At 70.8% G+C, this 21,112-nt stretch carries 21 protein-coding genes, 1 pseudogene and 1 riboswitch; of the genes and pseudogenes, 11 read left to right on the top strand and 11 right to left on the bottom strand.

The features are described from left to right. Positions 1-19 precede the first annotated feature (19 nt). Entirely contained in the window at positions 20-739 is a 720-nt protein-coding gene (locus tag MRBLWH3_RS14995) for a phosphatase PAP2 family protein (protein WP_363433479.1), read from the top strand. A 63-nt stretch (positions 740-802) separates the two neighbouring features. Further along, positions 803-1,603: a DUF1206 domain-containing protein gene (locus MRBLWH3_RS14990; RefSeq protein ID WP_363433476.1), complete on the top strand. Its 801-nt coding sequence runs from the start codon at positions 803-805 to the stop codon at positions 1,601-1,603. Positions 1,604-1,634: 31 nt separating this feature from the next. Here MRBLWH3_RS14990 and MRBLWH3_RS14985 read toward each other — a convergent pair whose 3' ends face one another. Then, complete coding sequence (locus MRBLWH3_RS14985; RefSeq protein WP_363433474.1) at positions 1,635-2,402, bottom strand: patatin-like phospholipase family protein; 768 nt, start codon at positions 2,400-2,402, stop codon at positions 1,635-1,637. A 151-nt stretch (positions 2,403-2,553) separates the two neighbouring features. Here MRBLWH3_RS14985 and MRBLWH3_RS14980 point away from each other — a divergent pair, with 151 nt between their 5' ends. Continuing rightward, entirely contained in the window at positions 2,554-3,738 is a 1,185-nt protein-coding gene (locus MRBLWH3_RS14980) for an aminotransferase class I/II-fold pyridoxal phosphate-dependent enzyme (RefSeq protein ID WP_363433472.1), read from the top strand. Between the two features lie 28 nt (positions 3,739-3,766). Here the strand turns inward: MRBLWH3_RS14980 and MRBLWH3_RS14975 are convergent, their stop codons facing one another. Beyond that, positions 3,767-4,519, bottom strand: coding sequence for an EI24 domain-containing protein (locus MRBLWH3_RS14975; RefSeq protein ID WP_363433470.1), 753 nt, complete (start codon positions 4,517-4,519; stop codon positions 3,767-3,769). Positions 4,520-4,769: 250 nt separating this feature from the next. Between MRBLWH3_RS14975 and MRBLWH3_RS14970 the strand changes: the two genes are divergently transcribed. From MRBLWH3_RS14970 to MRBLWH3_RS14950, 5 genes are all read left to right on the top strand, one after another. Further along, entirely contained in the window at positions 4,770-5,735 is a 966-nt protein-coding gene (locus MRBLWH3_RS14970; protein WP_363433467.1) for a TIGR03885 family FMN-dependent LLM class oxidoreductase, read from the top strand. A 138-nt stretch (positions 5,736-5,873) separates the two neighbouring features. Further along, complete coding sequence (locus MRBLWH3_RS14965; RefSeq protein WP_363433464.1) at positions 5,874-6,164, top strand: hypothetical protein; 291 nt, start codon at positions 5,874-5,876, stop codon at positions 6,162-6,164. Between the two features lie 39 nt (positions 6,165-6,203). After that, entirely contained in the window at positions 6,204-7,031 is an 828-nt protein-coding gene (locus MRBLWH3_RS14960; protein ID WP_363433461.1) for a DNA-formamidopyrimidine glycosylase family protein, read from the top strand. A gap of 59 nt (positions 7,032-7,090) precedes the next feature. Continuing rightward, a complete protein-coding gene (locus MRBLWH3_RS14955; RefSeq protein WP_363433458.1) occupies positions 7,091-7,213 on the top strand; it encodes a hypothetical protein in 123 nt (40 codons plus the stop codon). A gap of 33 nt (positions 7,214-7,246) precedes the next feature. Continuing rightward, positions 7,247-7,750, top strand: a complete 504-nt coding sequence (locus tag MRBLWH3_RS14950) for a hypothetical protein (protein ID WP_363433455.1) — start codon at positions 7,247-7,249, stop codon at positions 7,748-7,750. On the opposite strand, the gene MRBLWH3_RS14945 is transcribed toward MRBLWH3_RS14950, so the two are convergent. The 3 genes from MRBLWH3_RS14945 to MRBLWH3_RS14935 form a co-directional block, all read right to left on the bottom strand. Further along, positions 7,737-8,339 (bottom strand): carboxymuconolactone decarboxylase family protein, encoded by a 603-nt coding sequence (locus tag MRBLWH3_RS14945; RefSeq protein WP_363433453.1) that lies wholly within the window; start codon positions 8,337-8,339, stop codon positions 7,737-7,739. The two genes, MRBLWH3_RS14950 and MRBLWH3_RS14945, sit on opposite strands and share 14 nt — an antisense overlap. Positions 8,340-8,430: 91 nt before the next feature. Continuing rightward, entirely contained in the window at positions 8,431-9,948 is a 1,518-nt protein-coding gene (locus MRBLWH3_RS14940) for a DHA2 family efflux MFS transporter permease subunit (protein WP_363433450.1), read from the bottom strand. A 134-nt stretch (positions 9,949-10,082) separates the two neighbouring features. Beyond that, positions 10,083-10,292, bottom strand: coding sequence for a hypothetical protein (locus MRBLWH3_RS14935; protein WP_363433448.1), 210 nt, complete (start codon positions 10,290-10,292; stop codon positions 10,083-10,085). Positions 10,293-10,339: 47 nt separating this feature from the next. Here MRBLWH3_RS14935 and MRBLWH3_RS14930 point away from each other — a divergent pair, with 47 nt between their 5' ends. After that, positions 10,340-12,352: an ABC transporter ATP-binding protein gene (locus MRBLWH3_RS14930; protein ID WP_363435551.1), complete on the top strand. Its 2,013-nt coding sequence runs from the start codon at positions 10,340-10,342 to the stop codon at positions 12,350-12,352. A gap of 29 nt (positions 12,353-12,381) precedes the next feature. On the opposite strand, the gene MRBLWH3_RS14925 is transcribed toward MRBLWH3_RS14930, so the two are convergent. The 6 genes from MRBLWH3_RS14925 to MRBLWH3_RS14900 form a co-directional block, all read right to left on the bottom strand. After that, on the bottom strand, positions 12,382-13,335 hold the full coding sequence (locus MRBLWH3_RS14925) for a glycosyltransferase family 2 protein (protein ID WP_363433444.1): 954 nt from the start codon (positions 13,333-13,335) through the stop codon (positions 12,382-12,384). A 75-nt stretch (positions 13,336-13,410) separates the two neighbouring features. Continuing rightward, positions 13,411-14,565: a cysteine desulfurase family protein gene (locus MRBLWH3_RS14920; protein WP_363435548.1), complete on the bottom strand. Its 1,155-nt coding sequence runs from the start codon at positions 14,563-14,565 to the stop codon at positions 13,411-13,413. Between the two features lie 24 nt (positions 14,566-14,589). After that, positions 14,590-15,447 carry a carboxylating nicotinate-nucleotide diphosphorylase gene (gene nadC, locus MRBLWH3_RS14915; RefSeq protein WP_363433441.1) on the bottom strand — a complete coding sequence of 286 codons (858 nt, stop codon included), beginning with the start codon at positions 15,445-15,447 and terminating at the stop codon, positions 14,590-14,592. Continuing rightward, on the bottom strand, positions 15,441-17,138 hold the full coding sequence (gene nadB, locus MRBLWH3_RS14910; RefSeq protein WP_363433438.1) for an L-aspartate oxidase: 1,698 nt from the start codon (positions 17,136-17,138) through the stop codon (positions 15,441-15,443). The genes nadC and nadB overlap by 7 nt, the downstream gene beginning before the upstream one ends. Beyond that, a complete protein-coding gene (gene nadA, locus MRBLWH3_RS14905) occupies positions 17,135-18,487 on the bottom strand; it encodes a quinolinate synthase NadA (RefSeq protein WP_363433435.1) in 1,353 nt (450 codons plus the stop codon). The genes nadB and nadA overlap by 4 nt, the downstream gene beginning before the upstream one ends. A 22-nt stretch (positions 18,488-18,509) precedes the next feature. Beyond that, a complete protein-coding gene (locus MRBLWH3_RS14900; protein ID WP_363433432.1) occupies positions 18,510-19,250 on the bottom strand; it encodes an NUDIX hydrolase in 741 nt (246 codons plus the stop codon). Positions 19,251-19,333: 83 nt separating this feature from the next. On the opposite strand from MRBLWH3_RS14900, the pseudogene MRBLWH3_RS14895 reads away from it, so the two are divergent. Next, positions 19,334-19,450, top strand: a pseudogene (locus tag MRBLWH3_RS14895) (ABC transporter ATP-binding protein); the annotation flags it as partial. Between the two features lie 202 nt (positions 19,451-19,652). Beyond that, positions 19,653-20,828, top strand: coding sequence for a MarP family serine protease (locus tag MRBLWH3_RS14890; protein WP_363433429.1), 1,176 nt, complete (start codon positions 19,653-19,655; stop codon positions 20,826-20,828). A gap of 42 nt (positions 20,829-20,870) precedes the next feature. Then, a riboswitch (glycine riboswitch) is annotated at positions 20,871-20,967 on the top strand. Positions 20,968-21,112: the final 145 nt, after the last annotated feature.

The following is a 21,112-nucleotide window of genomic DNA, read 5'->3' as shown; positions in this document are numbered from 1 at the left end:
TCCCGTCCACAATGGGCGCGTGGGCGAGAACGAAGAACCCCGGGGCAGTCGGGCGTCGCGCGCTGCGACGCCCGATGAGCCGCTTCCGCACCCCGATCCGCACCGCGCGACCGTCCTGGTGGTCGGCGTGGCGGCCACGGTGCTGTTCGTGGTGCTGCGCTTCGCCGTGGCGCTGGGCGGACACGATCCCCTTCCCGTGGACGTCTGGTGGGACGATGCGATGCTCGCCGGCCTGAACGACGTGGGGCTGATGATCGCCTGGGTGCCCTCCATCGTCGGCGGCGTCGTCGGGGCACCCTTCGTGGGGATCCTCGTCATCGCGATCTTCCTCTGGCGGCGACGACGATGGGATGCCGCGACCCTCGCGGTCGCCATCGTCACCGTGACGGCGATCGGCGCTCCGATGGCCGCGGTCATCGCGAGAGTGCGGCCGTCCGAGTCGCTCGCCGAGAGCGCGGCCACCTCATTCCCGTCCGGTCACACCGCCGTCGCCACGACCATCGGCGTCACGCTGGGACTGCTGCTGCGCCGCTGGTACGTGTGGATACTCGGAGCCGTCTGGGTCGCCTGGATGATGTGGAGTCGCACTTACCTCCACGCTCACTGGGCGAGCGATGTGCTCGCGGGGCTGCTGGAGGGCATCGCGGTGGCCTGCCTGGTGTGGAGTGCCATGCAGGCGTACCGCATCCGAAGGGCGATGTCGTCGCGAACGTCCTCCTCCGCGGAGCCGGACGTTTGAGCACGGTTCTCGTGCGGATTCAAGCCCCAATCCTGCGATCATTCCCGGAGATACGCTTCGCGAATGACCACTGCGAAGAACGCGGCGCGGGCAGCGACGGAGTCGCCCGCATTCCGCACCATCGCCCGCATCGGCTACGTCGTGCTGGGGATCGTGCACATCGTCATCGGCTTCATCGCCATCTCGGTCGCCACCGGCGGCGAAGGAGAAGCCGACCAGGGCGGCGCCATGGAGGCGATCCGCAGCACTCCTCTCGGGGTGTTCCTGCTCTGGGCGATCGCCATCGGGCTCGCGGCGCTCGCCGTGTGGCAGGTGGCCGCGGCGTTCCTGGAGCGCAACCCCGACACCAAGAAGAAGTGGGGCTATCGGGTCAAGGACATCGGCACCGCCGTCGCGTATCTCGCGATCGCGTCCACCGCGCTCGTCTACGCGCTCGGTGGAAGCTCGGACTCCTCGCAGTCGTCGCAGACCTTCAGCGCGCAGCTCATGAGCACCCCCGGCGGCGTCTTCCTCCTGGTGCTGGTCGGTCTGATCATCTTCGCCATCGGTGCGGCCTTCGTCGTCCGGGGGTTCACGCGCGCCTTCGAGAAGCACCTCGACCTCCCCGCCGGCGTCGCACGCAAGGGCGTCGTGACCTTCGGCGTCGTCGGCTACGTCGCAAAGGGCATCGCCGTGGCGGTGGCGGGCGCGCTGTTCGTGGTCGCCGCCTTCACGCACGATCCTGAGACGGCGGGCGGATTGGATGCCGCCCTGCACACCTTGGCCGACGTGCCCCTCGGATCCGTCGTCCTGTGGGTGGTCGCCGCCGGACTGATCATCTACGGGGCCTTCTGCTTCGCGCGCGCCCGCTACGCGCGCTTGTGAGGCTCGCGGACGCGGAACCGCCGCCGCGGCGTCAGTTCGACGCGACGCTGCCGGTTGCCCGCCTGCGGAGGGACGCAGCATCCAATGCCGCCATCGCCGCGCGGCGCCCCTCTTCGATCAGACGCGGCACATCGGTCATTCGCCACTGGGCCATGCCCTCCATCTCGGGCTGGATCAGCACGACCGACGGGTCGGCCACGAGATCCGCGGTCCGGGTGACGGTGCGCATCATGCGGACGTTCTCCCACTTCGCGTGCAGCCGCACCACGATCACGCGCGTGGCGCCGAGGGCGCGCGCGGCGGCGACCGGGACGTTGTCGGTCATGCCGCCGTCCGCGAGCAGCGCATCGCCGCGGCGGATCGGGGGGAGGAGTCCCGGTACTGCGACCGTCGCGCGGAGGGCGGCGCTGAGCGGTCCCTCGTCGAGGATGATCCCGCGGCGGGTGCGCAGATCGGTGGCGTAGGCGGCGAAGCGGCGCGGGAGCCGCTCGATGGGCGGGTCCTCGCCGAGGGCGCGCGGGACGGCATCGACGATGGCAGAGGTGTCGAGCAGGCCCCACCGGGGGGTCAGCGACCAGCGCGCGATGGCGCTCCAGTGGAAGGCGCGGGCGGCGCGCTCGATGGTGTGCAGCTCCAGACCTGCGGCGTACGCGGCCGCGACGAGGGCCCCCGAGCTCGTCCCGGTCGCGATGCCGGGACGGATGCCTCGCTCGGCCAGCACCTGCAGCACACCGACGTGGGCGGCGCCGAACGCGCCCCCGCCTCCGAGTACGAGCCCCAGCTCCGGGTCGTCCATCATCGTCCTCCGCCCGTCCCGCCCGGCCGACCGTAGCATCACGCGTTGGGGAACATCTGTGGACGGCGCGACGAGGGGGTCGATTGACGCACCGCCTCCCAGTTGGGATCCTGGGCGGGATCACGGATCGGCACTGGGGCGAGAGGTGACTGCGATGGCGATGTCGACACGGGCGACAGCGGCGAAGGCGGCGGTGGATGTCGTCGCCTCCTACTTCTCGCGCATGCAGGTCGTGGCCTCAGACCCAGAGGCACTGGTCTTCGCGTTCGGCAACCCGCACGAGATGGCGCTGCCCGGGTTGCCGGCCGCCATCCGTGCGCACGCGGAGCCGCGATCCGTCGACTGGTTCGCGTACAAGAGCAGCGAGCGATCCGCGCAGGAGGTCGTGGCCGCGGCGCTGTCCGGCGAGCTGGGACTGGACTTCGCGCCCGACGACATCGCGATGACGCAGGGCGCCTTCGGTGCGATTTCGCTCGCGTTCGCGCTGCTGGCCGACGCGGGCGACGAGGTCGCCATCCCCGTCCCCGGCTGGTTCTGCTACGCGCCGATGCTGCGCGCCGCGGACCTCGTCCCCATCGGCGTGGAGCTCGCTCCCGTGACGTTCGACCTCGATGTGGACGCGATTGCGCGCGCGATCACGCCGCGCACCAGGATCGTCGTCGTGAACTCACCGGCGAATCCGACGGGTCGCGTCTATCCGCCGTCGACATGGGAGGCGCTCGCCGCAGTGCTCGACGAGGCGTCGCGCGCCCAGGGACGCCGGATCTGGCTGCTGTCGGACGAGCCGTACCGCCGCATCCGCTTCGACGGCACCGCGTTCACGAGCCCCGCCGGGTTCTATCCGTGGACCGTCATCGACTACAGCTACGGGAAGGTGCTGCTCGCTCCCGGCGCGCGACTGGGATACCTCGCGCTCTCGCCGCTCATCCCGACGGCGGAGCGGGAGGAGCTGCGCGCCGCGCTGTTCCCGCTGGGACTCGCTATCGGCTGGGGGTTCCCCGATGCGGTCATGCAGTACTCGGTGCCCGAGCTCGAGACCCTCTCGATCGACATGGCCGAGCTGACGCGCAAGCGCGACCGCATGTACGGCGCCCTCTCCGACGCCGGGTACGAGCTCACCCGGCCGGAGGGCACGTTCTACCTGTGGGGCAAGGCGCCGGGCGGGGATGCGCGGGTGTTCTGCGACGCCCTCGAGGAGCGCGGCGTATACGTCATGCCCGGGTCGCTGTTCGACCAGCCGCACCAGTTCCGGATCTCGCTGACCGCGACCATGACGATGATCGACCGGGCCATCCCGCATCTCATCGAGGTCGTCGCGGAGCGCACCAGCGCCGACTGACACGGATGCGGCGTCGCCGGCCGCCAGGTCACGCTCGAGCCTGCGCCGCCGTGGGGGCGGGATCGAGCAGCGACCGCGCGAGCAGCGCGGCCCCGGCCACGGCCGCCGGCATGGTCGCGACCGCGCCGAGCGGCACCAGGAAGCAGAGCTGCGTCGCGACGCCGAACCCGAGGACGCGGGCGCGCCTGCGGCGCAGCAGTCGTTTGCGCGCGCTGCGGTCGAGTCCGCGGGCTGTCAGCGCGCGGGAGCTCAGCTCGTCGGCGATCAGCCAGCCGGTGAAGACCACCGCGAAGAGGGTGCTCACCACGCCGCCGACGACCGGGATCAACCCGAGCAGCGCGGCGACCAGGGCGACGCCGAGGCCCCGTGCGATGAGCGAGAGGCCATCCGCGACGGAGCGCCAGAACCCGTAGTCGCCGGCGAACTGCGGGGACCCGGCATCCGTCTCGACTGCCCTCCAGATCCGCTCGTAGAACGGGTCGCCCACCAGCAGCGTGAGGGCCGTGAACGAGACGGCGACCAGGACGAGGGCGGCACCGAGCAGTGCCGTGCCCACCGCGACGCGGAGGACCGTGGCCCAGACGCCCGGCCAGCCGTCGGCGAACGGCGTCATCGCCTCGGTGAGGGCGGGGAGCGAGGCGCTCAGCGCGACGAGCCCGCCGAGGAACAGCAGGCCGACGATCGCGGCGGGGACGAGGCCGAGCGCCATGAGACCCGGCCGGCGTCGCCAGTGCGCGAAGCCGCGGCCGAGCAGACCGATCCCTCCGATGAACTCCCGCATCCGAGTCAGCCTAAGACCGCTCGAGCAGATAGCGCATCGCCGCACGATCTGTCTCGTTGAGGCTCGTCTCCTGCTCGAGCCCGCGCGCCGGCTTCGCTTCAGCGAGCCGCAGGGCCCTTGCCTAGGGCTCGACCCGCAGGGCGAGCGCGGCGGCTCACCCGACGGCGCCGCGCGCAGCATCCGTTAGCACGTCCGTCCGGCGCCCGCAACGTCGTGGGCGGTTGGCGGACAGTCGCGCAGGCTGGAGTACATGGTGTTCCTCGGTTACCACGCCTCACACGAACAGCTCCCGCCCTCCCGCCTGCTGGCGGCCGTCCAGGAAGCCGAGCGTTCCGGCTTCGACGGCGCGATGTGTTCTGACCATTTCGCACCATGGGGACTGGCGCAAGGTGAATCGGCGCACGCCTGGAGCTGGCTCGGCGCGGCGATGGCCACCACCGACTTCCCGATGGGAGTGGTCACGGCTCCCGGCCAGCGGTACCACCCGGCGATCTCGACGCAGGCCATGGCTACTCTCGGGGAGATGTTCCCTGGACGGTTCTGGTGCGCGCTCGGAAGCGGCGAGGCGCTCAACGAGCACGTGACGGGCGACGCCTGGCCGCCGAAGCCGCTGCGCGAGGAGCGCCTCTTGGAGGTCGTCGACATCATCCGTCGGCTGCACGCGGGAGAGCGCGTCGACCACGACGGGCTTGTGAGAGTGCACGACGCCCGGCTCTGGTCGCGTCCCGACGACCCGCCGCGGCTGCGGGCCGCCGCGGCGTCCGTGCCTACGGCCGCCTGGGCCGCCTCGTGGGCCGACGGCCTGATCACGGTGGGGCATGACGCCGACGAGATCCGCGCGATCATCACCGCGTACCGGGATGCCGGCGGCGACGGCCCGTGCGCGGTGCAGGTGCACGTGAGCCTTGCCGAGTCGCACGGTGAGGCTCGGCGAGCCGCGGCCGACCAGTGGCGTCAGGTGACCGTGCCCGCAGAACTCATGTGGGATCTCATGCAGCCCGAGGACTTCGACCGGCTCGCCGATCCCGCACACGTCGACGCCCTCGAGCACGGCGTGCTCATCTCCGCCGACGAGGAGGAGGCGGCCGAGCGTCTCGCAGCCGTCGTGGCGGCCGGTGCCGACGAGCTGTACCTGCACGGGATCGGGAAGGACCAGGCCGACTTCCTCGCCCGCGCGCGCGGAGGGCTGCTCGACGCGGTGAGGCGGCGCGCGTGACACGCCCGGACGGGTGACGGTGAAACGAAGACCGCGGCGTGTGTCGACGCCCATCGAGCGAGCCCGAACGCAGTCCGTTGCCGGCTCGCGATGTCAACCCCCTTCGCGGGTGCGGCGGCGACGAGCAGGCTCGCTGCCATGGAACACGATGACATCCACCAGCTGGTGCTGACGCCGCTTGCCGACCGGGCGTGGCGTCTATGCGACCGGGCCGTCGCGCGCAGCGAGGTGGCGAGCGTCGTCGCGTACGTCGAACTGCTCGACTCGGGCGTCTACCAGGCGGTGTGGGTCTCGGTCGGGCTCGGGTCCGCACGGTTCTCATCGCTGGAGGCTCTCTTCCGTGCCGCTGTCGAGATGCTCGAGCAGTCGCGCAGTCAGGGCGCTCTCAAGCCGGCGCCGATCCCGCACCGCCCTCCCGCGCGCGCCTGAGTTCGACCGCGTGTCGGGGCCCGGTGGCAGGATGGGGCCATGCCTGAGTCGCCGGAGGTCGAGGCTCTCGCGCGGTTCCTCGCTGAGGAGGCATCCGGTCGCGAGATCCGTGGAGTCGACGTGCTCGAGTTCCGCACCGTCAAGACGCGTGCGGCACCTCCGACGAGCATCATCGGGCGCACCGTCACCGACGCGCGTCGCCATGGCAAACACGTGGAGCTCATGCTCGACGGGGCGAGCCTCGTCGTGTCGCTCGGCCGTCACGGATGGATGCGATGGCGGGATACCGAGCCCCTCACGCCTGCCGCCGACGCGCCACCGGCGCTTGCGACGTTCGAGCTGTCTGGCGAGAGTGGCCTGGACGTGACGGATGCCGGCAGCTGGGTGTCGCTCGGGCTGTTCGTGGTCAGCGACGCGGACGAGGTGCCCGCGATCGCGAAGCTCGGGCCGGATCCGGCGGATCCTGCCTTCACGCGCGACCGGTTCGATGCCGCACTGGGCGGACGACACAAGCAGATCAAGGCGATCCTGCAGGAGCAGGAATCCCTCGCCGGGATCGGCAACGCCTATTCCGACGAGATCCTGCACATCGCTAAGGTGTCGCCGGTGACCCGTGCGGCCGTGCTCGACGAGGACGCCGCCGACCGGCTGTTCGATGCGACGCTGTCGACGGTACGCGGGGCGATCGATGCCCGGCTCGGCGTGCCGATCCACCAGCTCAAGGCGCAGAAGGTCGCGGCGATGCGCGTGCACGGACGCACGGGCGAGGCGTGTCCGGTGTGCGGTGACACGATCCGCGACCTGACGTTCTCGGGAACGTCCGCGCAGTACTGCCCGACCTGTCAGAACGGGGGAGTGCCCCTTTGAGCCGCGCCGTCGCGGCTTCGGCGGCCGAGGTCCTCGTTGCCGTGGGTAGCATGGTCCACATGACGACTTCGCAGCAGCCCGCCCCGATGACCCTCGCCGCGGTGCCCGACGAGAAGAACCTCCTCACAGTGGTCGAGTCCGCCGGTTCGTGCTGCGGCGGCGGCAGCTGCAGCATCGGCTGACCGCCTCTCCGCTCGCACCACGACGCGCCGGCGATGACCGACGAACAGCTGCACATCACCCCGCGGGTCGGCCGCATCCTCATGTCGGAGGAGGCGATCTACGGTCTGATCCTCGTATCGGGCATGATCGTCGTCTCCGCGAGGGGCACGTCTTGGGAGGCCCTGGTCACCGTCGCCGTCACGGTGGCCGTGTTCTACGCCGCTCACGTGTTCGCCGGCACCCTGGGTCGTCTGGCAGCCACCGACGGTCGCGCCGGGCTCCGCGCGAGCCTCGCAGCGTCTGCCCGCCAGTCCAGCGGCATGCTCTTGGCGTCGGTGCCGCCGCTATTGATCCTCCTCGTCGGTGCCACCCGCGTCATCGAAGACACTACGGCGCTGTGGGTGGCGCTCATCGCCAACACCGTGATGCTCGGCGCACTGGGTTGGATCGCGGTCGCGCGCTGGAGTACGCACTGGTTCCCGCGCCTTCTGAGTGCGCTCATCACCGCGGCGTTCGGCGGGGTGCTCATCCTTCTGAAGGCAGTCATCCATCACTGACGTCGCCGCGCGCGGCCTGAGCCGGCGCGAGCAGAGCTGCGACCAGATCGGGACTGAGGCCGGGCACGTCGTCGACCGGCACCGCCAGGGCGAGCAGCGCGCGGCTGAAGTAGTTTCGCACCGCGGCGGCGAGCGTGATGTCGACGATCTGCCGATCGGTGAAGCCGAGATCGCGCAGACGATGCGTGTCGGCATCGGTCATGGCGGCAGCATCCGTCGAGAGCTTCTCGGCGTACGCGACCACGGCCATGTCCGTCTCATCGAGGCCGGCGTCTGCGCCCTCCCGCGCGAGCCGGGCGAGCTCGTCCTCATCGAGCAGGCCCGCCCGAAGAGTCTTGCGGCCGTGCGCGAGGAGGCAGTGATCCGACCCGATCGCGCGCGCGGCACCGAGCGTCGCCAGCTCGTAGTTACGGAGCCCGATCGACGGCACGATCGCCCGGACCAACGTCTCGAAGGCCGCGTGAGCCTCGGGGTTGATCGCCATCGCGCGCGTGTGTCCGAAGACGAAGCCGTCTCCGCGAATGTCACCTTCGTACATCTCGGCGACGTGGCCGGTCGCCCCGTCGGGGTCCGGAGTGCTCACGATCATGATGTTGCCTTCCCGTCTGGTCTCGGGCGCAACCAGAATCGCGGATGCCCCACCCCTTGTCGAGGGGTGGGGCATCCGCGTGATACCTCGGTCAGTGACCGGCGGGTGCACCCATCGGGGCATCGGCCGGCTTGCGGATGAGGAAGGCGCCGACCAGCAGAGGAAGCGACAGGAACGCGGCTGTGAGGAACGCGGCGTGGGTGCCCGCCGCGCCGGCCGCGACCGCGTCGGCGCCGGACGATGCCGCACTGGAGGAGGCGGCCGCCATGACGCCGAACATGAGGGCGATGCCCGCGGCGCCGGCGACCTGCTGCGCGGTGCCCACGACCGCCGATCCATAGGAGTAGAACCGCGGCTCGAGAGAGCCGAGCGACGCCGTGAAGAGCGGCGTGAACGACAGGGCGAGGCCGATCGAGAGGACGGTCTGCGCCACCGCGATGAGCCACACCGGCGTCTCGGTGCCGAACGTCGTGTAGAACCACAGCATCCCGCTCGTGACGACGGCGCCTGGAACGAGCAGCACCTTCGTGCCCCAGCGGTCGTAGATGCGCCCGATGAACGGTCCGGCGAGCCCCATCGCGAGGGCCCCCGGCAGCACGACCAGACCGGTCGTGAGCGGGTCGACACCGACCACGTCCTGCAGGTAGAGCGGGACCACGGTGATCGCGCCGAAGAACGCCATCGACATGATCGCCATCTGCGCGATCGACAGCGAGAAGTTGGCGCTGCGGAACACGCGGAGGTCGAGCAGCGCGTCGTCCTTGCGCTGCAGCACGACCTGGCGCCATCCGAACAGTCCCAGCGCCACGACGCCGACGGCCAGCGACACGATGAGCGTCGTGGTCGACGCGGCGGCCGCGGCGGCCGCCTCCGCCCCGCCGCCGTGCCCGCCAGCGCCGAGCTGGCTCAGACCGAAGACCAGGCCACCGAAGCCGAGGGCCGACAGGATGACCGAGAGCACGTCGATCGGTGCGCGGGTCGTCTCGCCGAGATTGTGGATCCAGCGCGCGCCGACCACGAGCGCCACGATCGCGATCGGCAGGACGATGCCGAAGATCCAGCGCCACTCGAAGTTGTTGAGGATGGCGCCTGCGAGGGTCGGGCCGATCGCGGGGGCGAGCGAGATCACGATGCTGACGCGGCCCATCATGCGGCCCCGGATCGCGGCGGGCACGACGGTCATGAGCGTCGTCATGAGCAGCGGCATCATGATCGCGGTGCCGGACGCCTGCACGACGCGTGCGACGAGCAGCATCGGGAATCCCGGCGACAGGAACGCGATGAGGGTTCCTGTCGAGAAGAGGCTCATCGCGGCGACGAACATCGCGCGTGTCGTGAAGCGGCGCAGCAGGAAGCCCGTGATCGGGATGATCACGGCCATCGTCAGCATGAACGCGGTCGTCAGCCACTGCGCGGCGAGCGCGGTGATGCCGAGGTCGGTGATGAGGTGCGGGATCGCGACGCCCATCGTCGTCTCGTTGAGGATGGCGACGAACGCGGCGGCGAGCAGCAGCCAGATGACGCGGCTCTCTTCAGGGCGGAGCCTGGGCGTCGTACCCGCAGCAGCGGGGATGCTGCCGGTTCCGGGTGTCGTTTCGATGGCGGCCATAGGTCGTCTCCTCGAGGCTCGGAAGGACAGCGAAAAGCCACCGGAGGGCGGCAAGCCCTCAGGATAACCACAGGTTCAGACATCCCATTCCCGATTCCGGAAACGGATGTGCGCGACGAGGCGACCCGGATCGGTCAGCTGCCGGAGCGCTCGGGCTCCCCGTCGTCCCACTTCTCGGAGCCGATCGCGTCGGTCGGCTCGGCCTCGGGCTCGCGCTCCTCGAGGTTCTTCGGGAGCGGGTTGACGATCTCCTCGTGCGGGATGGCCTTGAGGGCGTCGATCTCCTCGCGAAGCTCCGCGAGATCGCTGCCGTCGTGTTCGGGGAGGTCGGGCGTCGAGGTCATGGCACGAGCCTAGCGTCGGCGGGGCTCATTAGGCTGGCCACGTGAGCATGCGCGGCGGTGGTGGCGGGGGAGGGCACCCCGGTTTCCGCCCGGTCGACACCGAGGCGCAGCGGCGCGCCAACGCCGAGGCGCCCGAGATCCCGAATCTCGGGCGACGCGTGGTGGCACTCTTCCGGCCCTACAAGTGGTCGATCCTCATCACGGGCGTGCTGGTCGTCGCCGGTGCGGGCATCGCCGTCATCCCGCCGCTGCTCGTGCAGCGCGTGTTCGACGACGCCCTGTTCCCCGTCGACGGATCCCCGCCCGACCTCTCGCTGCTGTGGAAGCTCGTGCTGGCGATGATCGCGCTCTTCCTGCTGTCCGCGGCCGTCGGCGTCGTGCAGACGTGGCTCACGTCGACCGTCGGCAATCGGGTCACGGGCGACCTGCGGGTGAAGCTGTTCGACCACCTCCAGTCGATGGAGCTCGGCTTCTTCACGCGCACCAAGACCGGCGTCATCCAATCGCGTCTGCAGAACGACGTGGGCGGCGTCTCGGGCGTTCTCACGAACGCGGTGACGAGCATCCTCGGCAACACGGTCACCGTCGTCGCCTCGCTCGTCGCGATGATCCTCATCGACTGGCGGCTCACGATCATCGCGGTCGTGCTCATGCCGTTCCTCATCCTTGTGCAGCGCCGAGTCGGCCAGGTGCGCGCGCGCATCGCGGGCGAGACGCAGGAATCGCTGTCGGAGCTCACCGCCATCACGCAGGAGACACTGAGCGTCTCGGGCATCCTGCTCTCGAAGTCGTTCAACCGGCAGCGCACCGAGTCGGCGCGCTACGCCGACGAGAACGTGAACCAGGTGCGGCTGCAGGTGCGGCGCGCGATGAGCGGGCAGGGCTTCTTCGCCGTCGTGCAGGTCATCATGGCGAGCGTGCCGGCGATCATCTACCTCGTCTCGGGCTACCTGATCGGCGGCGGCACCGACGCCATCACGGCGGGCACGATCGTCGCGTTCACGACGGTGCAGGCGCGCCTGCTCATGCCGCTCATGGGGCTCATGCGCGTCTCGCTCGACCTGCAGACGTCGTCGGCGCTGTTCGCCCGCATCTTCGAGTACCTCGACCTCGTGCCGGCCATCCGCGATTCACCCGACGCCATCGACGTGGCCGACGCCCCCGGCCCACTCGGCCGCATCGAGTTCCGCGACGTGGAGTTCCGCTACCCGGACGCCGCGCCCGACGCCCGCGCGACGCTCCAGGGCGTCTCGTTCGTCGCCGAGCCGGGCCGGCATGTCGCGTTCGTCGGACCCTCCGGCGCCGGCAAGACGACGGTGCTGTACCTGACGCCGCGCCTGTACGAAGCATCCGGCGGCTCCGTGCTGTTCGCCGGCGAGGACGTGCGCCGGCTGACTCAGGAATCGATCATCGACAACGTCGGGATCGTCTCGCAGGAGACGTACCTCTTCCATGCCACGATCCGCGAGAACCTGCGCTACGCGAAGCCGGAGGCGACCGACGCCGAGGTCGAGGCGGCGTGCCGTGCCGCCAACATCCACCACGTGATCGAGCGGTTCGAGAAGGGCTACGACACGGTCGTCGGCGAGCGCGGGTACCGGCTGTCGGGTGGAGAGAAACAGCGCATCGCGATCGCGCGGGTGCTCCTCAAGGATCCTCCTGTGCTGCTCCTGGACGAGGCGACGTCGGCCCTCGACACGGTGTCGGAGCGCGTCGTGCAGGAGGCGCTGGATGCCGCGGCCCGCGGCCGTACGACCCTGTCGATCGCGCACCGCCTGTCGACGGTGATCGCGGCCGATGTCATCCACGTCGTCGAGGCCGGGCACATCGTGGAATCAGGGACGCACGCGTCGCTGCTGGCGGAGGGCGGGCTCTACGCCGAGCTCGCGGCGCAGCAGCTCGCCACCACCAGGATCCTCGAGGCCGAGGACGCCGAGCCGCCTGCCGACCACCCTGATCGCCGGGCCGATACCGCGCCCGATGCGCCCGTCCTCACCTCGGAAGAGGTGCTCGCCGCGGGCCGCGGCAGTGCGGGCGATCCGGAGTGGCGCGACCACTGAGCGGTGGCACGGCGCACACCGCAGCGTCGTCACCAGAGGCGTGCGGCGGCCAGGGCCGTGGCCGCAGGGTCCGACAGAACGACCCCGTCACCGCGCGACCACAGCACTCGTGCGAACTCCCCGAGCTCGCGCCGGTAGGCATCGTCGACGTGGTCGCGGGCGAGGTCGACGAGCGGCGGCAGGTCCATCGCGAGGATGAGACGGACACGGGATGCCGCCGCCCGCGGCTGGCCCGCGGCATCCAGCACCGCGATCCCGCCGCTGAGCGCCTCGAGGTAGTCGCGGAGCACAGGAAGCTCCGCCTTGTGCTGAGTGATCGAGGAGCCGTCCGCGCGCTCGCGCCACTCCACGACGACGTCGGGGATGACGTCGAACGCGCGGGCGCGCGTGAACATCTGCTGTGCGACGATCTGGTCCTCGTACGCCTTGCCGACGGGGAACCGCAGGCCGGTGCGCCGCCACATGTCGGTGCGGCTCACCTTCGACCACGCGACGATGTTGCCCGATGCCTCGGGGTGCTCCTCGAGGGTGGTACCGATGCGCGCCGGGTCGGTGGCGGCCGCGACCCAGGGCTGCACACTGCCGGCCTCGTAGCCGCCCGCGCTATCAGGGCGCAGCCGGACGTACGCGCCGAGCGCGAAGTCGCTGCCGCTGTCGGCCACCGTGCCGACGAGCCGCTCGAGCGCGGCCGGGGTGAGGCGGTCGTCGGCGTCGAGGAACCCGACGAACGGCGTGCGGACGAGGTCGAGCGCTGTGTTGCGTGCCGCGCCGAGCCCGCTCTGCGCGCGGTGATGCACGACCTGGAACCGTTCGTCGGCCGCGGCCGCGGCATCGAACAGCGCACCGGTCTCGTCGGTCGACGCGTCGTCCACGAGGATCGCGATCCAGTCGTCGCGCGTCTGGGCACGCAGGGATTCGATCGCCTCCGTGGCGTACAGGGCTACGTCGTAGCCGGGGACGATGACGGTCACGGCGGGGGGCACGTCCCGATCCTACGGTCGCCCCCGAGGACGCGGCTCCGGCGAGCGCGGGTATGACGCCCGTTCTCGCGGCGAGGGTCAGCGACCCGGGTCGGACACCGCGGCGACGGACGCCTCGACCGCGTCAGCGACGGCATCCAGCGGTGTCTTCAGCCAGCGCGGGAGGGTGAAGCGCACGGCGGTCTGCGCGACCTCCGGCGCGATCCCCATCGCGACCAGCACGTGTGAAGGCTCGTCGCTGCCCGCGGCGCACGCCGAACCGCTCGAGGACACGACACCGCAGCGCTCGAGTTCGAGGAGCACGGCCTCGCCGCTCGTACCGGCGAACGTGAAGCTGGCCGTGCCCGCGAGGCGATGCACCGGGTCGCCCGTCAGACGCGCTGACGGCACCCGCTCGAGCACGCGGGCGATGAAACGGTCGCGAAGGACCGACACGCGAGCGGATGCCTCGACCCGCTCGGCCTCGGCAGACTCCAGGGCGGTGGCGAACCCGACGGCGCCGGCGACGTCCTCGGTGCCGCTGCGGCGACCGCGCTCCTGACCGCCGCCATGCAGCAAGGGCTCGAGGGGAACCCGGCCGCGCACGCCGAGCACACCTGTGCCCTTGGGTGCGCCCAGCTTGTGCCCGGCGAGCGAGATCGCGTCGTAGCCGAGCTCGGCCGCCGACAGCGACAGCCAGCCCGCGGCCTGCACGCCATCGAGGTGGAGCGGTATACGCCGCTCTCGTACGACGGCGGCGAGGGCCGCAGCATCCTGCACCGTCCCGACCTCGTTGTTCGCGTACCCGACGCTCACGATCACGGTCTCGTCGCGAAGGCTCTGGGCGACGGCGTCCGTCGACACGCGGGCGTTCCCGTCGACGGGCACGAGTGTCGCCGAGTACCCGTGCACGCGCTCGAGGTAGTCGACCGACTCCAGCACCGACTCATGCTCGATCGGGGTGCTGACGACGTGCGCACGCCGATCGTCGCGGCGCTGGGCCGCGGCGATCGCGATGCCCTTGATCGCGAGGTTGTTCGCCTCGGTGCCGCCCGACGTGAAGACGACGTCGCCGGCGCGCAAGCCGAGCACGCGAGCCACGCGCGCGCGGGCGTCGGCGAGGGCGTCGGCGGCCGCCTCGCCCACGGTGTGGTGGCTCGACGCGTTGCCGTACCACCGGGTGAGGTACGGCATCATCGCCTCGAGCACCTCGGGCCGCACCGGTGTGGTCGCGGCGTTGTCGAGGTAGAGCATGCTCATCGGGTGCTTCCTGGCGGGTCAGGCGGCGTCGATCCGCACGTCCAGCCCGAGATCGAGCGCACGTGCCGAGTGCGTGAGTGCGCCCACCGAGATCACGTCGACGCCGGTCTCGGCGATCGCGCGCACCGTCTCGAGCGATACGCCGCCCGAGGCCTCGACCGTCGCGCGGCCGCCTACCTGGGCGACGCCCGCGCGGAGGTCGTCGAGCGAGAAGTTGTCGAGCATGATGGTGCCGATGCCGGCCGCGAGCACCGGTTCGATCTGGTCGATCCGGTCGACCTCCACCTCGATGTGCGTGGTGTGGGGCAGGAGGTCCTTGGCGGCCAGGAGCGCTGCCGTCGGCGAGACGCTCTTCTGCGAGAGCACCGCGAGGTGGTTGTCCTTGGCCATCACGGCGTCCGACAGCGAGTGGCGGTGGTTGCGCCCGCCGCCGTCGCGCACGGCCTTGCGCTCGAAGGCCCGGAGTCCGGGCGTCGTCTTGCGGGTGTCGGCGATGCGAGCCCCGGTGTGTGCGACCGCGGCCACGTAGGTTCCGGTGAGCGTCGCGATCCCCGACATCCGCTGCACGAAGTTGAGGCCGATCCGCTCGGCCGTGAGCACGCCGCGCGCGGGGCCGGTCACGACGGCGAGCACAGTGCCCGGCTCGAACCACTCGCCGTCTTCGATGACGAGCTCGACGTCGATCGTCGGGTCGGTGAGCCGGAACGCCGCCTCGAACACCTCGCCGCCGGAGAACACGCCCCGCTCGCGCGCGACGAGGTCCGCGCGGGCGATGGCGTTCTCGGGGATCAGCGCCTCGCTCGTGAGATCGCCCCACGGCGCGTCCTCCTCCAGGGCGGCGGCGACGGCGCGGTCGATGACGGCACGGGTCAGCATGCGACGGGCTCCTTCGAAAGGTGCGAGGTGGGAGGGTTCTCGAGGCCGTTCGCGCCGCGAACGGCCGCGAGAAGGGCAGGAGCCTCGGCCGGCGTCCCGTCGGAGCGGAAGTGCGCGCCGACCGACTCCCGGCGCGCGCGGGCGGCCGCGACGAGGTGCTCGGCGACGAGCAGAAGGTTCTCGTCCTCGAAGTCGTGCTCGGTGACCGGGGTGCGCTGCTGCGCGCGCCAGGCCGAGATGACGGATGCTGCGTGCCCGAGGCCTGCGTCATCCCGCACGAGTCCGGCATCGTCCCAGAGCAGCTCCTGCAGCGCCGGCCGCGAGAACGCCGGCGCCTCGACGCCGGCCGCAGGCCCCGGCATCCCCACGCCCTGCTGCTCACCTGTCACGACCTGCCGCGCGGATGGGCGCTTCGCGACAGGTGATCGGTGGTCTCTGTCGGCGGGGGAGACCGGAGTCGTGAACGCGGGCCAGATTCCGGAGGCCGCGTCCTCGGCGATGACGTCACCCGCGCGGGCACCGAACACGGCGCCCTCGAGCAGCGAATTCGAGGCGAGGCGGTTGGCGCCGTGCACCCCGGTGCGCGCGACCTCGCCCACCGCGTACAGCCCGGGCAGAGTCGTGCGACCGAAGAGGTCGGTGCAGACGCCGCCCATCAGGTAGTGCGCCGCCGGCGTCACCGGGATCGGCTCGCGCGCCCAGTCGAGGCCCCGCGCGCGCACGGCGCGGTCGATCGTGGGGAAGCGGCGAGCGAGGAACGCCGCACGTTCCTCGGCGTCCTCGGAGTGGATCCGCGTCGCATCCAGGTGGACCGGCCGGCCACCCTGCGCCTCCATCTGCCGTGCGATCGCACGGGCGACCACATCGCGGGGGGCGAGCTCACCGTCGGGGTGCGCGTCGAACGCGAACCGGCGGCCGTGCTCGTCAATCAAGGCGGCGCCCTCGCCGCGCACGGCCTCGGAGACGAGGAACGAGTCGCCCACCGCCAGCACGGTCGGGTGGAACTGGAAGAACTCGAGGTCAGCGACCGCGGCGCCCGCGCGGATCGCCGCGGCGATCCCGTCGCCGGTGGCCACCTCGGGGTTGGTCGAGTGCGCGTAGAGCTCACCTGCGCCTCCGGTCGCGAGCACGACCGCGTCGGCCTCGAGGATCTCGCGGCGGCCGGCGGCAGCATCCGTCTCTCCCACGATCAGCTCGACCCCCGTGACCCGGCCGTCTGTGGTGACGAGGTCGACGAGGAAAGCGTGCTCGACCACCGCGACGTCGCTGGCGCGAAGACGGGCGACGAGCGCCTTCTCGATCGCGGTGCCGGTCGCGTCGCCGCCCGCGTGGAGGATGCGCGGGTACGAGTGCGCCGCCTCGAGGCCCTTCACGAAGCCGCCGGCGTCGTCGCGGTCGAACGCGACGCCGAGGGCGATGAGCTCGCGGATGCGCGCGGGTCCCTCGTCGACCAGGACCCGCACCGCGTCCGCGTCGCCGAGGCCGGCGCCCGCGACCAGCGTGTCGCTCACGTGGTCCTCGGCGCGGTCGTCGTCGAACATCACGCCGGCGATGCCGCCCTGCGCGAAACGAGTGTTGGCGTGCTCGAGCACGTCCTTCGTCACGAGCGTGACAGGGCAGCCGTGCTCGACGGCGTGCAGTGCGGTGAGGAGCCCCGCGATGCCCGAGCCGACGACGATGGCAGTGGTCATGAGGCGTTCTCCCATGCGGCAGCAGGCGCTGCCGGAGGCTTGGCCGCCAACATCCGCTCCAGAGCCACCCGTGCCGGGTCCGCCACGGCGGCCGGCACGGTGATGCGGTTGCGCACCTCGCCCGCGACGAGACCCTCGAGCACCCACGCGAGGTAACCCGGGTGGATGCGGTACATCGTCGAGCAGGGGCACACCACCGGGTCGAGGCAGAAGATCGTGTGCTGCGGATGGTCGGCAGCGAGTCGCTGCACGAGGTTCACCTCGGTGCCGATCGCGAACGTCGTGGGCCCGGAGGCGGCCTCGATCGCCTTGCGGATGTAATCGGTCGAGCCTGCTTCGTCGGCGGCGTCGACGACCTCCATCGGGCATTCGGGGTGCACGATCACCCGCACGCCCGGGTGCTCCGCACGGGCCTTGTCGATCTGGTCGACCGAGAAGCGGCGGTGCACCGAGCAGAAGCCGTGCCAGAGGATCACCCGGGCATCGGCGAGCTGGTGGACGGATGCTCCGCCCAGCGGCTTGCGCGGATTCCACATCGGCATCTGCTCGAGCGGCACGCCCATCGCCTTCGCCGTGTTGCGGCCGAGGTGCTGGTCGGGGAAGAACAGCACGCGCCGTCCGCGCTGGAACGCCCACTCGAGGACCGTCCGCGCGTTCGACGACGTGCACACGATGCCGCCGTGGCGTCCGACGAAGCCCTTGATCGCGGCCGAGGAGTTCATGTACGTGACGGGAATGACGGGCACGAGGCCGTCAGCATCCGCCTGGTCCATGTCGCCGTAGACGTCGGCGAGCTGCTCCCAGCACTCCTCGACCTGATCGATGTCGGCCATGTCTGCCATCGAGCAGCCGGCCGCGAGGTTCGGGAGGATCACGGCCTGCTCGGGACCCGACAGCAGGTCGGCGGTCTCGGCCATGAAGTGCACGCCGCAGAACACGATGGCTTCGGCGTCGGGGTGCTCGAGCGCCGCGTTCGCGAGTTGGAACGAGTCGCCCACGTAGTCGGCATGGACCACGACCTCTTCCCGCTGGTAGAAGTGCCCCAGGACGACGACCCGGTCGCCCAGGGTCGCCTTCGCGGCGCGGATGCGCTCGTCGAGTTCGGCCTCGGACGCCTCGCGGTACTCGCGCGGCAGCTCACCCTGGCGGGGCGACCCGGTAGGGATGACGTCGCCCATCGACGAGCCCGGGCCGTACCCGGGCCGCGTGTCGAAGTCCCACGGACCGGCGGCGAGGTCTGTGTTGCACGTCTCGCCGACCGCCGCGCCGGCGACGATCGCCTGGATGGCGTGATCGACCGAGGCATCCAGTTCGCGGCGGGGCTGGAGAGTGATGTTCACGGCAGACATGTCGGGTGCTCCGTTCGTGTGGTCAGTGGCGGGCGTCGAGCGGACCGCGGTCGGCGAGCTCGACGTCCTGGTTGTAGCGGTAGAGCCGCGCGGGGCGGTGGCTTCCGGTGCGGAAGCGGTCGGTGGGGATGAGGGTGTCGGAGTTCTCGACCTGGCGACGGAAGTTCGCCGGGTCGAGGCGCCGGCCGAGGATCGCTTCGTACACCTCGCGGAGGTCGGCGAGGGTGAACTCGTCGGCGAGCAGCCCGTGGGCGATGCGGCTGTAGCCGACCTTGTTCCGCAGGCGCCACAACGCGTAGTCGACGATCTCGTTGTGGTCGAACGCGAGCTCGGGAAGGGCAGTCGCATCGAACCACCGGACGTTCTCGATGGCGTGGTCCGTCTCGGCCTCGACGGCGCCGATCTCGTCGGCGCGCAGAAGCGCCCAGTACACGATCGAGACGACACGCGTCGGGGACCGGTCGACTGCTCCGAACGCGTAGAGCTGCTCGAGATAGGTCGGTGCCAGCCCGGTCGTCTCGGCGAGGGTGCGGGATGCCGCGGCATCCAGCCCCTCTGTCACGTCGAGCCATCCGCCGGGGAGCGCCCACTGACCCTCGTGCGGGTCGCGCGTGCGGCGCACGAGCGGGAGCACGACCTGGACGGCGTCGCTGCCGGAAAGCCGCCGGAGCGTGAAGATCACCGTCGACACCGCCACGCGGATCGCGTCGGTGTCGGCGGCGGGAGTGCCGGGGGAGCGGGGGTCGAGTGTTGTTCTGGTCATAGTGACTCTAACTGTCCCATCCGATAATAGTGTCAGTCTGACCAGAAGCCAAACCTCCGCCGTAACAACCTGCCGTCAGCGCGGTGCAGCGCGGCATCATCGGCGAGATCATGCGCCTGCGCGAGAAGCTCGGATTCGCCGTCATCTTCATCACGTACCACGACCTGCCGATGCTGATCGAGATCTCGGACCGCCTCGCGAGCACGAGCGCACTCGCACCCTGCTGGGCGCCGCGCCGGATCCCGAGAACCAGGGGATGCTGAGGGACGAGGTCCGCAGGGAGCTCGCCGCCGTACGCCGCTGACCCGCAATCGCGCGCCGCGGCCGCGCGTCGTCGGGGCGTGCTCACAGCCGCAGTGCGTAATCTGGCCGGACGAATGGCTCCGACCGGAGGGCACGGGAATGATCGTCTTCGACGTCATCATCGTCCTCGTCCTCGTTCTGGCGCTCATCACGGGAATCCGTCGCGGTTTCTTCGCGAGTATCGGAACGCTGGCCGGCCTCGCGGCCGGCGCATTCGCGGCATCGTGGCTGGCGCCGCTGGTGAGCAACCTGGTGCCGTCCCCGGCGTGGCGGACGGTGGCGGTGATCGCCACGGTGCTCGGGCTGCTCTTCGGCGGAGGTGCGCTCGGGGCCTGGCTCGGTTCCCTGCTGCGTTCCGGGGCCGACCGCCTGAAGCTCCGATGGGCCGAGCGATTCCTCGGGGGCATCGCGTCGGTGATCGCGGCCGCACTGGCGCTCGCGCTGGTTGCGCCGCCGCTGGTGATGGCGGGCATTCCGGGCGTGTCCGCCGCGGTGGGCTCGTCGTACGTGGTCAACGCGATCAAGACGGTCGTCCCGCCACCCGTCGAGGCGGCACTGGCCGAGCTGAGATCGTCGTTCCTCGCAGACGGCATCCCGCGCCTGGGTGAGCTTCTCGGACCCGCGAGGGTGAGGCCGACCGCGCCGCCGGTCGCCCTGGATGATCCCGAGCTGGCAACGGCCGCGGCATCCGTCGCGCGCGTCTCAGGCACCGCCTATGCGTGCGGGCGGGGAGCGACCGGGTCGGGCTTCGTCATCGCGCCCGACCGGATCGTGACCAACGCGCATGTCGTGGCGGGCGTCGATCTGCCTCTGGTCGAACTGCCGGGGCGGCCGGCGCGCGAGGGGCGGATCGTCTACTTCGACGAGGTCGTCGACCTCGCAGTGATCGCGGTCGAGGATCTGGGCGCCACGCCGCTCCGGCGCGCCGAGACCCTTGCGGCGGGCAGCTCGGCTGCTGTGCAGGGCTATCCTTTCGGCGGCCCGTTCACGATGACGAGCGCATCGGTGCGCGACACCGGCACGGCCATGATCCCCGACATCTACGACCGGACGACGAATCCGCGCGAGATCTACTCACTCCACTCCGTGGTGCGCCCCGGCAACTCCGGAGGCCCCGTCCTCACAGCCGACGGGGAGGTCGCCGGTGTCGTGTTCGCGCGCGCCGAGAACGACGAGAACCTCGGCTACGCGATGACGATGAAGGAGCTCGAGCCCGTCGCCGAGCTCGCGGGCGCCGCGACCGATCGTGTGTCGTCCGGCGACTGCGTCGGCTGACGGCACCGAACGGTATGCTTGCTGCGCAAGTCAATACGGCCCATCACCCGGGCGGGAGAGCCTCGGCAGTGCGATCGCCGAGCACCGAAGGAGCAAGCCTCCCCGCCAATCTCTCAGGTACGCGTACCGTTCGGGCAGGCCGACTCTGAAAAGCGATTCCGAGTGAAGCAAGAAATCGGGTTGAGTAAGGCGCCCCGGCGCCGCATCGAAACCCCACGTGAGACAACGCTCCGCGTCTCCGCGTGATCGCCCGCGAATCCGCCGACGGTGAAAACCCGTTCCTC

The sequence above is a fragment of the Microbacterium sp. LWH3-1.2 genome, assembly GCF_040675855.1.
In the GTDB taxonomy this organism is placed as follows: domain Bacteria; phylum Actinomycetota; class Actinomycetes; order Actinomycetales; family Microbacteriaceae; genus Microbacterium.
This window is presented reverse-complemented; position numbering and strand designations above follow the sequence as displayed.

Excerpts from the sequence above, each read along its gene's own strand:
- MRBLWH3_RS14970 (WP_363433467.1), top strand. The coding sequence starts at position 4,770 with ATGGTGTTCCTCGGTTACCACGCCTCACACGAACAGCTCCCGCCCTCC.
- MRBLWH3_RS14990 (WP_363433476.1), top strand. The coding sequence starts at position 803 with ATGACCACTGCGAAGAACGCGGCGCGGGCAGCGACGGAGTCGCCCGCA.
- MRBLWH3_RS14985 (WP_363433474.1), bottom strand. The coding sequence starts at position 2,402 with ATGATGGACGACCCGGAGCTGGGGCTCGTACTCGGAGGCGGGGGCGCG.
- nadA (WP_363433435.1), bottom strand. The coding sequence starts at position 18,487 with ATGTCTGCCGTGAACATCACTCTCCAGCCCCGCCGCGAACTGGATGCC.
- MRBLWH3_RS14980 (WP_363433472.1), top strand. The coding sequence starts at position 2,554 with ATGGCGATGTCGACACGGGCGACAGCGGCGAAGGCGGCGGTGGATGTC.
- MRBLWH3_RS14975 (WP_363433470.1), bottom strand. The coding sequence starts at position 4,519 with ATGCGGGAGTTCATCGGAGGGATCGGTCTGCTCGGCCGCGGCTTCGCG.
- MRBLWH3_RS14945 (WP_363433453.1), bottom strand. The coding sequence starts at position 8,339 with ATGATCGTGAGCACTCCGGACCCCGACGGGGCGACCGGCCACGTCGCC.
- MRBLWH3_RS14900 (WP_363433432.1), bottom strand. The coding sequence starts at position 19,250 with ATGACCAGAACAACACTCGACCCCCGCTCCCCCGGCACTCCCGCCGCC.
- MRBLWH3_RS14930 (WP_363435551.1), top strand. The coding sequence starts at position 10,340 with ATGCGCGGCGGTGGTGGCGGGGGAGGGCACCCCGGTTTCCGCCCGGTC.
- MRBLWH3_RS14940 (WP_363433450.1), bottom strand. The coding sequence starts at position 9,948 with ATGGCCGCCATCGAAACGACACCCGGAACCGGCAGCATCCCCGCTGCT.
- MRBLWH3_RS14960 (WP_363433461.1), top strand. The coding sequence starts at position 6,204 with ATGCCTGAGTCGCCGGAGGTCGAGGCTCTCGCGCGGTTCCTCGCTGAG.
- MRBLWH3_RS14935 (WP_363433448.1), bottom strand. The coding sequence starts at position 10,292 with ATGACCTCGACGCCCGACCTCCCCGAACACGACGGCAGCGATCTCGCG.
- nadB (WP_363433438.1), bottom strand. The coding sequence starts at position 17,138 with ATGACCACTGCCATCGTCGTCGGCTCGGGCATCGCGGGGCTCCTCACC.
- MRBLWH3_RS14920 (WP_363435548.1), bottom strand. The coding sequence starts at position 14,565 with ATGCTCTACCTCGACAACGCCGCGACCACACCGGTGCGGCCCGAGGTG.
- nadC (WP_363433441.1), bottom strand. The coding sequence starts at position 15,447 with ATGCTGACCCGTGCCGTCATCGACCGCGCCGTCGCCGCCGCCCTGGAG.
- MRBLWH3_RS14955 (WP_363433458.1), top strand. The coding sequence starts at position 7,091 with ATGACGACTTCGCAGCAGCCCGCCCCGATGACCCTCGCCGCGGTGCCC.
- MRBLWH3_RS14965 (WP_363433464.1), top strand. The coding sequence starts at position 5,874 with ATGGAACACGATGACATCCACCAGCTGGTGCTGACGCCGCTTGCCGAC.
- MRBLWH3_RS14890 (WP_363433429.1), top strand. The coding sequence starts at position 19,653 with ATGATCGTCTTCGACGTCATCATCGTCCTCGTCCTCGTTCTGGCGCTC.
- MRBLWH3_RS14950 (WP_363433455.1), top strand. The coding sequence starts at position 7,247 with ATGACCGACGAACAGCTGCACATCACCCCGCGGGTCGGCCGCATCCTC.